Here is a 12,524-nt window from a genome sequence, read left to right as displayed (position 1 = left end):
GTCACCTTGTTGCCACGCCACCTCAATCTTGATTTGTTAGAAAAAGGTATTAACTTTCATACAGGAGGAACGGAAATGCTGGAAATGCGCAAAGAAAAAGTATCATCTCCCTAGTTGTCACCGTCCAATTGATACTGTCGCTGGCCGGATGCGGAACGACGGACACGATCGGCGGGGCGAAAAATGTCATCCTGGTTGTCGCAGATGGCATGCAGCTGGAGCACGAACGGGCTGCTGGCAATTACCTTTATGGCGCGCCCGAGGGAGCTTTGCAGCACCAGAAGTACAACTACAAGGGGGCAGCTTCCACTTGGGACGTGACCACCTACAACCGCTATGCCTTTGCGGCCTATTCCAGCAATGGTTTCAGCAGCAGGCGCTATAGCGACGCCACCGTCAATCTGGAAAATCTTGCAACCTTCGACCCCACCCTCGCTATAATCCTGCGAAAGGGGGAAAACTGCCCTATCGCCAGGATACCACCGGTCAGACCGGGTACTTCGGCGCCAAAATAAAGGACAGCAGTACCGGCACTGCCAAATATCCCGCAACAGACTCGGCGTCGGCAGGCACGGCACTGGCGACCGGGTTCAAAACCGATGACGGCAACATCGCCTGGCGTAGCGGCGATCCGGCCAACGGCCGTCTTGCCAGGATCGCCGAGATGTATCGCAATCAGAAGAAGGCATCCATCGGCGTCGTCAGCACGGTACCCTTTTCCCACGCCACTCCGGCTGCTTTTGTCAGCCATAACACCAACCGCAACAACTACCAGGCCATAGCCCAGGAGATCATCACCGTGTCCCGTCCGGAGGTGGTCATTGGGGGCGGCAACCCCAACTTCAATGATCCGGCAGGGATTACCGGACCCGCTGCTTACCAGTATGTTGATGCTGCCGACTATGCCGTGCTGAAAGGTTCGACAGAATACACTTTCGTTGAGCGTAAGGCTGGTGTTGACGGCGGAACAGCCCTGTCCGGCGCGGCAGATGCTGCGGCGGCAGGAAACAAGAAGTTGTTCGGACTCTTCGGGGGCGCGGGAGGGAGTTTCGAATACCATAAACCGAGTAATGACGGTACTTCGCAGGTTACCCGTGGTTCCATTGAAAATCCCACCCTTGCCGATGCTGCCAAGGCAGCACTAAAAGTGCTCGGCAAGAATCGGAACGGCTTTTTTCTCATGGTGGAGCAGGGGGACATAGACTGGTCCAACCATGCCAACGATTATGCTTCCATGATCGGCGGCATCTGGGACCTGAACGAGGCGATCAAATCCATCGAGGCCTACGTGGATCAATCCGGGGATGATGTGACCTGGGATAACACCATGCTTATCGTCACCTCGGACCACGGCAACAGTTATATGCGTTTGGCGAAAGACCTGGCAAAAGGGAGCTTGCCGAAGCAGAACCCCATCAATGATGGCGGTGCCCCGACTGACTATGACCGCACCGTCAGCTATTATTACGATCCGACGGAGGTGACCTATGGCTTTGCGGGCAAAGGGGTCAACTCCCATTCCAACGAGCTGGTGACCCTCTACGGGAAGGGCGCCGGGCTATCGCAGCTCGCCGCCTATCAGGGGCTCTGGTATCCGGGGACGACGATCATCGATAATACCCATATCTTCAAGGGGATGATGGGGGCGCTGGGGTTGACCGACGACAACCGCATCAAGGCCAACTGAGGTAAGCGGAATGCGTTCTAACGGGGCTGAAGGTTGCGAAGCCTTCAGCCCTTCTTCGTTCCGGTCAGCAGATGAAGGTGTCTTACAAGGAATTTCTGTTACCCTTGAGAAGATGACTTCACCTCTCCGCCAATATGCCGTTGCCGATGATGCCATCCTCCGCTATCGCGTCCATGGCCACGGCAGCCAAAAGCTGATACTGGTCCACGGTTTGGCTTCCCGCGCCGAAACCTGGACTGACCTCGTGCCGCTTTTCCCTCCCGACCGATATACACTCTATCTCCTCGATCTCCTTGGCTCGGGCGGATCGGCCAAACCTGCCAAGCCGATTATTCAATTCGCGCCCATGGGCGGCGGCTGCTAAATTTCATTGAAGGACTGGGGCTTTCAGGGGTGACGCTTGTCGGGCATTCACTGGGGGGAACGGTGGTGCTTTTTGCGGCCATCGAGCCATGGCCGGACGGGAGGCGTTACTTAAGTCCCTGGTCATCATGGGAGGGCCGGGATTCATTCAACAGCTGCCGCTCATGGCGCAGGTCTTCCGGTTTCCCCTGGCGGGAAAAGCGTTCATTGCCATCTTCGCCGGAGGCGTGGGTAAAAATCGGCCTGAAAGCCGCCTACTACGACAAAAGACTGGTGGACCGGGAGCACGTGGCCAGGTATGCCCCATGTTACCAGGACCGGGATGCCAAACTGGCGCTGGTGGCAACTTGTCGAACCCTCGTCCCCCCCGACAGCGACAGGCTCATCGGCTGCTACGGAAAACTTCGCCTGCCCGTTCTATTGCTGTGGGGGCGGCATGACCGGATTGTCAGGTTATCCCAGGGCGAAAGGCTGAAAGAGGCAATTTCCGGAGCGAGGTTGGAGATTATTGAGGATTGCGGGCATAATCCCCAGGAAGAGAGGCCGGGAGAAACCTTCCGCATTATAGATGGTTTTATTCACCATCACATCAGCAGAACAAGGATCAACTGAACGGCGACGATCTTGCCGATGGTGGCCACCGGATAGACCGAGGCGTAGCCGATGTTGGGGAGATCGTTACCGGTCTGCTCCAGGGCGTAGCCAGTACGGCCGGTTGGGTCTGCATACCGGCGACCATGCCGATGAGGAGGCTGAAGGGAATCTTCAGCAGACGATGGCCGACCCAGAGGGTGGCAAGGGCGGTGAGACAAGTGATGGCGGCGCCGACGGCGAAGATGGTCAGTCCGCCACCTTGGCTGAAGGTGGAGAAAAAGCTGTAGCCGGCCCGGGGTGCCGATCCCGGCCAGGAAAAAGACCAGGCCGATCTGGCGCAGGGTCATGTTGGCGCCGTATGGCAGGCTCCAGACCATGGAGCCGGTGCGGCCGACGGTGCCGAGAATGAGGGCGACAATGAGCGGGCCTCCGGCAAAGCCGAGCTTGATGGTGATGCCCCCCGGCAGCGGCAGCGGGATAGTGCCGAGCAGCAGCCCCAGGGCGAGGCCGAGGCTGAAGGTCATGATATCCACTTCACTCACCGCCCGGTACGAATCGCCGAAGTAGGAGGTGACCCTCCCCATTTCCCGGGTCCTGGTCAGAACTCGCACCCGGTCCCCCAGCTCCAGCACCATGTCCTCGTGGGGGAGAAAATCCACGTCCCCACGCCGCACCCTGGTAATCACTGCTCCGAACTTCTCCTGCAGCTTCAGTTCCCCGATGGCGCGCCCCGCCACATGGGTGTTGGAGACGAAAATCCTGCGGTAATCGTATTCACTGCGGTCGAGGCCGATGTGCTCGCTGCTCTGCTCACCCAGAAAAGCAGCAACCCTGTGCAGCTCTTCCTCGGTTCCCACGGCAATCACCATGTCTCCCGGCTCTAAAACCGTCTGGGGTGTCGACAGGAAGACATGATTCCGGCGCTTGATTCGGCCGAACAGCACATCCCACTTCTGCTCGCGGCTCAGCTGGTCGATGGTAGCCGAGATATGGGCATGGGTGACACTTATGGTGCAATTCAGGAGAGGCTCGCTGCTGGCGCCGAATGTATGCAGTCTTTTTGCTTCGGCAGTGTAGTCGATATGCCAGAGACGCTGGACAATGGTGATGGCAAGGACGACGCCGATAACCCCAACCGGATAGGTGATGGAGTAGCCGACAACCGGTTCGGCCAGCATCAGTTCCAGTGCCTGTGCCGGCGCGGTGTGTTTTATGGTCTCCAGGGCACTGGCCAGGGCAGGAGTGTTGGTCAGGCAGCCGGCGAACATTCCGGCGGTGAGGGAGGCCTTGAGGTGAAGAAGCCGGTGGGCGGTGACGGCAAGTCCCGAGGCAAAAAAGAGCATGCCGATAACCAGCAGGTTGTTGCGCAGTCCTTCCCGCCTTAGGGAAGCGACAAAGGCCGGGCCGCTGGACAGCCCGATGGTGTAGACGAACAGGCCGAGACCTAAGATGTAGACGATCTCCGGCAGCTTCAGGTCCGGATGGATAGAACCCACTGCCAGGCCGACAAAAAGAACGGCGGCAACGCCAAGACAGCTGCCGTGGACTTTCAGCTGCCCCAGTGGGTAACCGATTGCTGCCACAACGAACAGCAGCAGAAGCGGGTTATTGATGAGAACTTGCAGCATGGACCTGCCGATAAGAAAGAAGATTAAAATGATATTTTTCTTATCGGCAGTTTGTGTCTGAGCTGAAACAATTTTGCTTTAGCAGAGCGATCCAGAAATAGTTTTTCAACAACCTGCTACAAGGTCAGCCTCCGACGATGGTGCCGCCATTGGGGTGGAGGATTTGGCCGGTCATGTAGGAGCCCCCTGGGAGGCGAGAAAGACATAGCTGTGTGCAATCTCAACCGGCTGGCCAGCCCTTTTCAGGGTCACGTTCTCGCCGAACTGCTCCACTTTTTCTGCGGGAAAGCTTGCCGGTATCAGCGGCGTCCAGACCGGACCGGGTGCAACCCCGTTCACCAGGATGCCCCGCTCGGCCAGGGAGAGGGCCAGGGAGCGGGTAAAGGCGACGATGGCCCCCTTGGTGGAGGAGTAATCGATCAGTTTCGGGTTTCCCTTGAAGGCGGTTACCGAGGTGGTGTTGATGATCCTCCCCCCTTCCCCCATATGTTTCAGGGATGCCGCCGCCATATAGAAATAGGCGAAGATGTTGGTCCTGAAGGTTCGCTCCAGCTGCTCGGCCGAGATGTCTTCAATGGTTTCGGCATAGTGCTGCTCGGCGGCATTGTTGACCAGGATATCGATCCTGCCGAATCGGGCCGCCGTCTTTTCCACAATGCCGGTACAGAAAGCTTTATCGGCCACATCCCCCTGGAAATGGAGGCAGTCCACACCTTCCCGCTTGACGATCTCCCATGTCTCCATGGCATCCTGCTCTTCCTTCAGGTAGGCAAAGGCCACGTCGGCCCCTTCCCTGGCGAAGGCGATGGCCACTGCCCGGCCGATACCGCTGTCACCGCCGGTGATGAGCGCCTTTTTCCCCTTGAGCCTGCCACTACCAGCGTATGAAAGTTCGCCGCTGTCGGGACGGGGCGTCATTTGCTGTTCAACGCCGGGCTGTTCCTGCTGCTGCGGCGGAAAACTCATATTGCTCATGATCAAGCTCTCCCATGGACTATTTCATTCTTTCCCTCACCATCCAATGGTGACCCTTGTTTTTTGCGTGATTCATGCCGGCTTCCGAGGCCACTTCCCTGCTGTAGAGCCAGCCCGTAATGGCGCCGCAGCCGTCGGTGCAATGGGCAGGTACTCGTGGTCAGTGTAGTCAAAGTCCATGGGAACCTCCGGGAAATTTCCTATCCTCTGGCTTCGGCCAAGGCTGATTATTTTTGCCATAATCCGTCAGCGACCAGTGCCTGTGGCGCTGGAATAGGTGCCCATAGTGCCGCCGGCGCCTTGACCCTCTACTCCGAATTTATAGCTGCCGGATCTGCCACCGGTAATACCACCCATACCCTGACTGGTGTCGGTCCCGGTAGTGGTGTCTGGAGAGACTCCGGGATAACTGCCGCCAGTGCGGGTATCCACATCGATGCCGTAATCGCCGTGGGTTGAGCCCCCAGCACCGCTGCTGCTGTAGCTCTTATAAGTAGCTCCTCCCGCACCGCTGCCGCTTTCTGCACCGGTCATGCCGCCTGTGCCGCTGCCGCTCTCCACTTCGTAACCGGATGTTCCGCCTGTGGGGGTGCCGCGTTCCTCCCGATACTCAATGGCTCCGCCAGGGCCGCCACTTTCGAAGCTTCTGTAGATGGTAGCTCCACCAGGTCCGCTACTGCTGTAGCTTCGGAAGATGGTTTCTCCGCCAGGGCCGCTGCTGCTGTAGCTCCGATAAATAGTTGCTCCTCCGGCACCCGAGCCGGCGTCAGAACCAAGACCAACTGCAGGTTCGTCCATGGTTTCGTTGTCGTCTGCGCTGAAAGCCAATCCTGACAGGGCAACCAGCGCTGCAGTGACAAAAATAAGACGTTTCGCATTGTTCATCGCTGTTCCTCCTTTGTCTGGGTGTGCTGTGCTGTCAGCTGTACCAATGGGTTTTGTAAATTTACTGCGGGCCGATCTGCTCCGTTGACTCGGCCTCCCGACCAGTCACTTTTTCAAGCCCTGGGGTAGAGCAGTCGCCTTGCGAAAGCGCTACGCCAGAGGCTACTGCAACTATAACAATAAAATTAATTTTTACAAATTTACCGCCTCGCCTCCTGGAGCCCTTATCCCCCTCCCATGGACCTTTTCCCTCAAGTTTTCCCTGCAGGCGCCGACTGTAATTCCCATAATTCCAATTGCTCTGCCTGAGCTCACTGGATAGTTTGCGGTTTTGTGAGCAGGCGCACTTATGGCACTGCCCCTTTCATGTTCTATTGGACCTGCGCTTTCAAACGGAAGGCGGTTCAACACAAGGAGGAACAGAAAGTGACCAGACAATTCATATGTTTGATTGCCGGAGCCCTGTTTTGCGCTTCGCCCGTGCTCGCAGAAAAGGTTGGGACGGAGACTATAAAGCTTGCCAAGTATGATGAAAAAAACCTTTTTCAGTTGAAGAGGCCGGAAGTGGCTTTGGATCTGAAGGAAAAGCATGAATACTACGACATCAGAGGCACCAGCTTGACGGAATTGCGCAAGCAGATGAAAGAAAACGGCACACGGTGGAATGACAACCATACCTATGCGGCCCTGACGACCTGGAATATCAGATACAACTACGACATTAACGAAAGCGGCGGCAGATATTCCGTAGCTTCAGTGAAAACCAAGGTCGACATAGTCTACCGTTATCCGCGGCTTGCCAGCGCAGCCGGCATGTCCGAGCAACTGGCAGGACAGTGGAGCTCATATATGGAGAATGTCACTATTCACGAAATAGGTCATAAGGACATTGCCGTCAAGCTGCCGCCGACATCAACGGGGCGCTGTCTTCATTGGGCAACTTCAGTAGCCGGAGGGAACTGAATAACGTGGTTGACCGGGTTGTCGAGGCAAGATTGAAAACCCTGAAGGAGGATCAGATTCGATACGACGCCGAGACCCACCATGGAGAAACCCAGGGCGCAATTCTTCGTTAGCAGGGCTTTGAAAACGATTGGTAGCGGACGGAGTAGGCCCGTCCGCTGCTAAATCATTCCCCCCATGTACTACACCCACCGTATTAACCCCATTCGTAACCCATTCGTCGTGAAAAAAATGACCTTAAGGTTGATTGTTCCTTAACTGCCTTCAATTACACTTGTTTTGTCTCCCGGCATTTCTCTCTCTTTCAAGGAGCAAACCATGAGAACCATCCTGCTCATTATCCTGATCATACTCCTGGTCGGCGCTCTACCCTTATGGCCCTACAGCTCCTCCTGGGGATATTACCCCAGCGGTGGTCTTGCTGGTGCTGTTGATACTGCTGATTCTGGCTTTGCTCGGGCACATCTGAAGCATTGGTGCATTCGCGGCAGTTTTGACCAACAGAATAAGGGGCGAAGAATATGAGACGCACATGGATGGCACTCGTTCTGGCCTTTTTCACCTTTTCCGGGTTCCTGATGGCCTTCGGCGGCGAAGACGGCAAGAGAGAAGACTATCAGAAACAGATAGAACTCAGGCTCAGGACATTGAGACAGAACTTGGACGAACAGAAGGCCAGGTCATCGATCCTTAAGGACGATGCGAAGGTACGGTTCGACGAAGATATGCGGATCTTCCGGGAAAAGGAGAAGATCGCAGCTGCAAAACTGCAGAGGCTTAGGGCTGCCACGGCAAGGACCTGGGGGCGGGGCAAAGCAGGAGTGGAAGCTGCCATGCAGGATTTGAACAGGCAGTATGAGATACTGGAGGAACGCCTAAAAAACCCCTGACCGCGTCCCTGTGCAACAGGCCGGTTATCCCACCAGTGCCGCGAGTGTAACGTATCATTCGGGACGTTAGCCCCGATCACAGGTAATGCGGCATCCACAAGTCTCATTCAAAATATAAATCCCGGAGTCTTGCCGAGCATTCGACTTGGACCAGCCGATTGACGACGATTTGTCCAACGTGTTGCTAAAGACCGGAGCGATCATGTCTGAAAACAGATGGAAACTAGGTCTGGGCGCAGAACTGCTGGACAACGGCAGGGCACATTTCAAGGTTTGGGCGCCAAAAGCAGGCAAGGTGGCGCTGCGCCTCTTTTCCCCCGGTTCCGAGAGGTCGATCGATCTTGCTGCCGGTGAAGATGGCTACTTTACAACCGAAGTGGAAAAGGTTTCTGCCGGTGACAGCTATCTCTACCTGCTTGACGGCCACACCGAGCGACCCGATCCAGTATCCCGCTTTCAGCCCCAGGGGGTGCACGGACCTTCCATGATTGTCGATCCCCGGCAATTTCCCTGGCAGGACCAGGGATGGCAGGGGATACCGCTTGAAACCTACGTATCTACGAATTGCATGTGGGGGTATTCAGCCACGACGGCACCTTTACCGCGGCCATCCCCCATCTGGACTACCTGAAGGACCTGGGGGTAACGGCGGTGGAGATCATGCCGGTGGCCCAGTTTCCAGGAAACCGCAACTGGGGTTACGACGGCGTTTACCCCTTTGCTCCCCAGAACAGCTATGGCGGACCCGAGGGGCTCAGGGAGCTGGTTGATGCCTGTCATGGCAAGGGGCTTGCCGTCATTCTCGATGTTGTCTACAACCACTTCGGACCGGAAGGAAATTATCTCAACGATTACGGCTACTATTTCACCGATCGCTACCGGACTCCCTGGGGTGACGCCATAAACTTCGACGGCCCACACAGCGATCAGGTTAGAGAATATTTCATTGCCAATGCCCTCTACTGGATACATGAGTACCACTTCGACGCGCTGCGTCTGGATGCCATCGACCGCATCTACGACCTTGGCGCTACCCATTTCCTCCGTGCCCTTGCCGATGAGGTGCACCGCCATGGGCAGCAGCTGGGGAGGAGGATCTACCTCATCGCCGAGAGCGACCTCAACGATGTGCGGCTGATAAATCCGCCTGAAATAGGGGGCTACGGTGTGGATGCCCAGTGGAACGACAACTTGCACCACGCCCTGCATGCCCTGCTGACGGGGGAAAAGGAAGGTTATTACCAGGACTTCGGCCGCTTCGACCATCTCGTCAAGGCCTTTACCGAAGGCTATGTCTACAGCGGCCAGTATTCCAGGTACCGCAGCAAGCGCCATGGCAATTCGGCCAAGGACCGGCCACCGCTTCAATTCGTTGCTTTTTCCCAAAATCACGACCAGGTAGGCAACAGGCTTCACGGCGACCGCCTTGCCGCCAAGCTGCCGTTGCAGAAGCTTTTGCTCGCTGCGGGCACAGTGCTGCTTTCGCCCTATCTTCCCCTTTTGTTCATGGGGGAGGAATACGGGGAAAAGGCGCCCTTCAACTACTTTGTCAGTTATGGGGACAATTTCCTCATTGAAGCGGTACGCAAGGGGAGAAAAGAAGAATTTGCCGCCTTTGCCTGGGCTGAAGAGGCCCTCGATCCCCAGGATCCGGATACCTTCATGCAGTCAAAGCTGGACCTGGAATCGAGCAGACGGGTGAACATGCCCTCATCTATGCCTGCCATAAAAAGTTGTTGGCACTACGCAGGGAAATTCCGGCACTGGGTTGTATCGACAGGAAAGACATGACGATCAATGCCTTCGACGAGAAGCGGGTATTGGCGCTGACACGGCGAGCAGGGAACAACAGCACCTTGTGTGTCTGGAACTTCAGCGAATCGGCCCAGGAGGTGGTGGTGGAGCTGGCCAACGGCCACTGGCCGAACCTTTTCGATTCGTCGGCAGCAGAGTGGGGTGGGAAGGGTGAGACTGCCCATGCAAGGCTGACAGTGACGGAAGGGAGAGTACGCATCCCCATTGGGGCATGGAGTTTTGCCGTTTATGTGAGTGACAAGTGACAAGTGACAAGTGACGGGAAGACTTCGAACCTCGAACCTCGAACCTCGAACATGATTTTAAGGGGTAATAATGGAGCGCTTTATCTGCATTCATGGACATTTTTATCAGCCGCCGCGGGAAAATCCCTGGCTTGAGGCCATTGAAATTCAGGATTCGGCCCGACCTTATCATGACTGGAATGAGCGCATCGCCGCGGAATGCTATGCGCCCAACTCCGCGTCCCGTATCCTGGACGGGGAAGGGTGGATCAAGGATATCGTCAGCAATTATGCCAAGATCAGCTTCAACTTTGGCCCAACACTCCTTTCCTGGATGCAGGGTTGCGACCCGGAACTTTACCAGGCCGTGCTGGATGCGGACCGCCAGAGCATGGATTGGCGGTCCGGGCATGGTGCCGCCATCGCCCAGGTATACAATCACATGATTATGCCCCTGGCCAATGCCCGAGACAAGTGCAGCCAGGTCGTCTGGGGGCTCAGGGACTTCGAGCACCGCTTCAAACGCTTTCCCGAAGGATGTGGCTGGCGGAAACGGCCGTGGACCTGGAAAGCCTGGATATCCTGGCCGAGCAGGGGATTAAATACACCATCCTGGCTCCGCGCCAGGCAGCCTCCTTCAGGAAGATCGGCGAAGAGCAGTGGCAGGAATGCAATGGATCCATCGACCCGACCAGGGCCTATCTTTGCCGGCTTCCCTCCAAACGGACCATCACCCTCTTTTTTTACGACGGTCCCATTTCCCAGGCGGTCGCCTTCGAGGACCTGCTTAGCCGTGGCGAGGCCTTTGCCCAACGCTTGGTAGGGGGCTTCGACGACGCCAGGGACTGGCCGCAGCTTTTCCATATCGCCACCGATGGGGAAACCTACGGCCATCACCACAAGTTCGGAGATATGGCCCTTGCAGCCGCCCTGGACCATATCGAAAGCAACAGCCTGGCCCGTCTCACCAACTATGGCGAATATCTCGCCCAGTTTCCTCCGACCGTTGAGGTGCAGATCCATGAAAATTCTTCCTGGAGCTGTGCCCACGGCATCGAGCGCTGGCGGAGCAACTGCGGCTGCAATTCGGGGGGGCATGGAGGGTGGAATCAGGAATGGCGGGCGCCCCTGCGCAGTGCCCTGGACTGGCTGCGGGACCGGTTGGCGGAAAGGTATGACGAGCTTGGCCGCCAGTATCTCAAGGACCCGTGGCAGGCTCGGAACGAATACATCCGGGTAGTGCTGGACCGGGATGAAGCAAACCGCAACACCTTCTTCGCGGAGCAGGCGCGCAGGAACCTGAGCGACGATGACAAGGTGGCGGTGCTGAAGCTGCAGGAGATCCAGCGCCACGCCATGCTCATGTATACCAGTTGCGGCTGGTTCTTCGACGAGCTTTCCGGCATCGAGACGGTTCAGGTCATCCAGTACGCGGGAAGGGCACTGCAGCTGTCCCAAGGGCTTTTGGGGCAGGATCTTGAAAGGGGATTCAAGGAAAGGCTGTCCGCTGCCCGGTCCAATATCCCGGAAAACGGCAACGGTACCCAAATCTATGAGAAATTTGCCCTTCCGGCCCAGGTCGACCTGACCAAGGTGGCGGTCCACTTTGCCTTCAGCTCCCTGTTCAGGGAATATCCGGAACAGACCAGGATCTTTTCCTATACGGTCAACGTGGAAGATTACAAGAAGATGGTTACTGAAGATGCGGCATTGGCAACCGGCACGGTGCGCATTGTTTCCGAGATTACCCAGGAGAGCTCCCGGCTCATGTTCTGCGTGGTTCGCATCGGCCACCACGACTTCAAGGGGGGGGTAAGTTCCTGCCTGATAGAAGCAGCATGTGCCTCCATCAAGGAGGAACTGCTGGAAGAATTTGACCGGGGGCATTACATCGAGATTGTCGGCCTGCTGGACAAGCATTTCGGCATGCACAATTTCTCTCTCCTGGATCTTTTCCGCGATGAACAGCGGGAAATACTGAACCTCATCCTCGATGCCACCATGGAGGAGTTCACCCAGGACTACCGCAGCATCTATGAGCATAACCGCCATCTGATGGAGTTCGTCCAGGAGACCGGCATGCCGGTGCCGAAGCGATTTTTGGCTGCTGCAGAGATAAGCCTTAACACGGAGATAAAAGAAGCGCTCATGGCCGAGGATATGGACGGGGACCAGGTGCAGAGGATCATCGCCAACATGCAGCGCTGGCAGGTGGCTGTGGATCTCCCCGAGGTGGAATACAGCCTGCGCACCTTTGCCGATGCTGATGGACCGGCTTTACGGGAGCCCATCAGACCTTGCGCTGCTGCAGAGGATCAAGACGTTTGTCGAGCTGCAGAAGACTACCCCTATTCAAGTGGATCTCTGGGACATGCAGAACGTTTATTACAAATTGGCGAAAACTGCATATCCCCGGTTCCAGAGCCGAGCCAGGGAAGGGGATGGGGCTGCCGCAGGGTGGGTTGAGGCCTTCAAACAGCTGGGGGAGATGCTTTCCATG

Annotated in this window: 12 protein-coding genes and 2 pseudogenes; 11 read left to right on the top strand and 3 right to left on the bottom strand. The window is 56.6% G+C overall.

The annotated features are described in order from the left end of the window. Window positions 1-128 precede the first annotated feature (128 nt). Genes JCM15764_RS17800 through JCM15764_RS17790 form a run of 4 tightly spaced genes read left to right on the top strand, consistent with a single transcriptional unit; the run spans window position 129 to window position 2,662 of the window. Window positions 129-515, top strand: coding sequence for a hypothetical protein (locus tag JCM15764_RS17800; RefSeq protein WP_054698133.1), 387 nt, complete (start codon window positions 129-131; stop codon window positions 513-515). After that, window positions 461-1,687 carry an alkaline phosphatase gene (locus JCM15764_RS17795; RefSeq protein WP_369412367.1) on the top strand — a complete coding sequence of 409 codons (1,227 nt, stop codon included), beginning with the start codon at window positions 461-463 and terminating at the stop codon, window positions 1,685-1,687. Before JCM15764_RS17800 ends, JCM15764_RS17795 begins: the two co-directional genes overlap by 55 nt. 10 nt (window positions 1,688-1,697) lie before the next feature. After that, complete coding sequence (locus JCM15764_RS24945) at window positions 1,698-2,051, top strand: alpha/beta fold hydrolase (protein ID WP_243689356.1); 354 nt, start codon at window positions 1,698-1,700, stop codon at window positions 2,049-2,051. After that, window positions 1,955-2,662 (top strand): alpha/beta fold hydrolase, encoded by a 708-nt coding sequence (locus tag JCM15764_RS17790; protein WP_369412366.1) that lies wholly within the window; start codon window positions 1,955-1,957, stop codon window positions 2,660-2,662. The genes JCM15764_RS24945 and JCM15764_RS17790 overlap by 97 nt, the downstream gene beginning before the upstream one ends. Here JCM15764_RS17790 and JCM15764_RS17785 read toward each other — a convergent pair. The 3 genes and pseudogenes from JCM15764_RS17785 to JCM15764_RS17775 all read right to left on the bottom strand — a co-directional run bounded on the left by JCM15764_RS17785 (window position 2,635) and on the right by JCM15764_RS17775 (window position 6,132). Further along, window positions 2,635-4,272 (bottom strand): annotated as a pseudogene (locus JCM15764_RS17785) (aspartate:alanine exchanger family transporter). The gene JCM15764_RS17790 and the pseudogene JCM15764_RS17785 overlap by 28 nt on opposite strands. A gap of 171 nt (window positions 4,273-4,443) precedes the next feature. Continuing rightward, window positions 4,444-5,247: an SDR family oxidoreductase gene (locus JCM15764_RS17780; protein WP_243689355.1), complete on the bottom strand. Its 804-nt coding sequence runs from the start codon at window positions 5,245-5,247 to the stop codon at window positions 4,444-4,446. 246 nt (window positions 5,248-5,493) lie between these two features. After that, window positions 5,494-6,132: a hypothetical protein gene (locus JCM15764_RS17775; RefSeq protein WP_054698127.1), complete on the bottom strand. Its 639-nt coding sequence runs from the start codon at window positions 6,130-6,132 to the stop codon at window positions 5,494-5,496. Window positions 6,133-6,498: 366 nt separating this feature from the next. Here JCM15764_RS17775 and JCM15764_RS17770 point away from each other — a divergent pair. The 7 genes and pseudogenes from JCM15764_RS17770 to JCM15764_RS17755 all read left to right on the top strand — a co-directional run bounded on the left by JCM15764_RS17770 (window position 6,499) and on the right by JCM15764_RS17755 (window position 12,490). Further along, window positions 6,499-7,208: pseudogene (locus tag JCM15764_RS17770) on the top strand (DUF922 domain-containing Zn-dependent protease). 205 nt (window positions 7,209-7,413) lie between these two features. Next, the gene (locus JCM15764_RS24940; protein WP_243689353.1) at window positions 7,414-7,620 is read left to right on the top strand and encodes a DUF3309 domain-containing protein; all 207 of its coding nucleotides are present in this window, start codon (window positions 7,414-7,416) and stop codon (window positions 7,618-7,620) included. Then, window positions 7,617-7,985, top strand: coding sequence for a sll1863 family stress response protein (locus tag JCM15764_RS17765; protein WP_054698123.1), 369 nt, complete (start codon window positions 7,617-7,619; stop codon window positions 7,983-7,985). The genes JCM15764_RS24940 and JCM15764_RS17765 overlap by 4 nt, the downstream gene beginning before the upstream one ends. A 202-nt stretch (window positions 7,986-8,187) precedes the next feature. Then, a complete protein-coding gene (locus tag JCM15764_RS24935; protein WP_243689352.1) occupies window positions 8,188-8,616 on the top strand; it encodes an early set domain-containing protein in 429 nt (142 codons plus the stop codon). Next, complete coding sequence (gene treZ / locus JCM15764_RS17760; RefSeq protein WP_243689351.1) at window positions 8,556-9,776, top strand: malto-oligosyltrehalose trehalohydrolase; 1,221 nt, start codon at window positions 8,556-8,558, stop codon at window positions 9,774-9,776. Before JCM15764_RS24935 ends, treZ begins: the two co-directional genes overlap by 61 nt. Beyond that, the gene (locus JCM15764_RS24930) at window positions 9,773-10,045 is read left to right on the top strand and encodes an alpha amylase C-terminal domain-containing protein (RefSeq protein WP_500778438.1); all 273 of its coding nucleotides are present in this window, start codon (window positions 9,773-9,775) and stop codon (window positions 10,043-10,045) included. The genes treZ and JCM15764_RS24930 overlap by 4 nt, the downstream gene beginning before the upstream one ends. Window positions 10,046-10,582: 537 nt before the next feature. After that, window positions 10,583-12,490 (top strand): DUF3536 domain-containing protein, encoded by a 1,908-nt coding sequence (locus JCM15764_RS17755; RefSeq protein ID WP_243689349.1) that lies wholly within the window; start codon window positions 10,583-10,585, stop codon window positions 12,488-12,490. Window positions 12,491-12,524 lie beyond the last annotated feature (34 nt).

It is taken from the genome of Geotalea toluenoxydans JCM 15764 (assembly GCF_001311985.1).
In the GTDB taxonomy this organism is placed as follows: domain Bacteria; phylum Desulfobacterota; class Desulfuromonadia; order Geobacterales; family Geobacteraceae; genus Geotalea; species Geotalea toluenoxydans.
The sequence above is the reverse complement of the archived record's forward strand: the minus strand, read 5'-3'. Positions and strand labels throughout refer to the sequence as shown.

Bases quoted from the DNA above. Each gene is read 5' to 3' on its own strand.
- JCM15764_RS24945 (WP_243689356.1), top strand. From the start codon at position 1,698: ATGCGTTCTAACGGGGCTGAAGGTTGCGAAGCCTTCAGCCCTTCTTCG.
- JCM15764_RS24940 (WP_243689353.1), top strand. From the start codon at position 7,414: ATGAGAACCATCCTGCTCATTATCCTGATCATACTCCTGGTCGGCGCT.
- JCM15764_RS24930 (WP_500778438.1), top strand. From the start codon at position 9,773: ATGACGATCAATGCCTTCGACGAGAAGCGGGTATTGGCGCTGACACGG.
- JCM15764_RS17775 (WP_054698127.1), bottom strand. From the start codon at position 6,132: ATGAACAATGCGAAACGTCTTATTTTTGTCACTGCAGCGCTGGTTGCC.
- JCM15764_RS24935 (WP_243689352.1), top strand. From the start codon at position 8,188: ATGTCTGAAAACAGATGGAAACTAGGTCTGGGCGCAGAACTGCTGGAC.
- JCM15764_RS17765 (WP_054698123.1), top strand. From the start codon at position 7,617: ATGAGACGCACATGGATGGCACTCGTTCTGGCCTTTTTCACCTTTTCC.
- JCM15764_RS17780 (WP_243689355.1), bottom strand. From the start codon at position 5,247: ATGAGCAATATGAGTTTTCCGCCGCAGCAGCAGGAACAGCCCGGCGTT.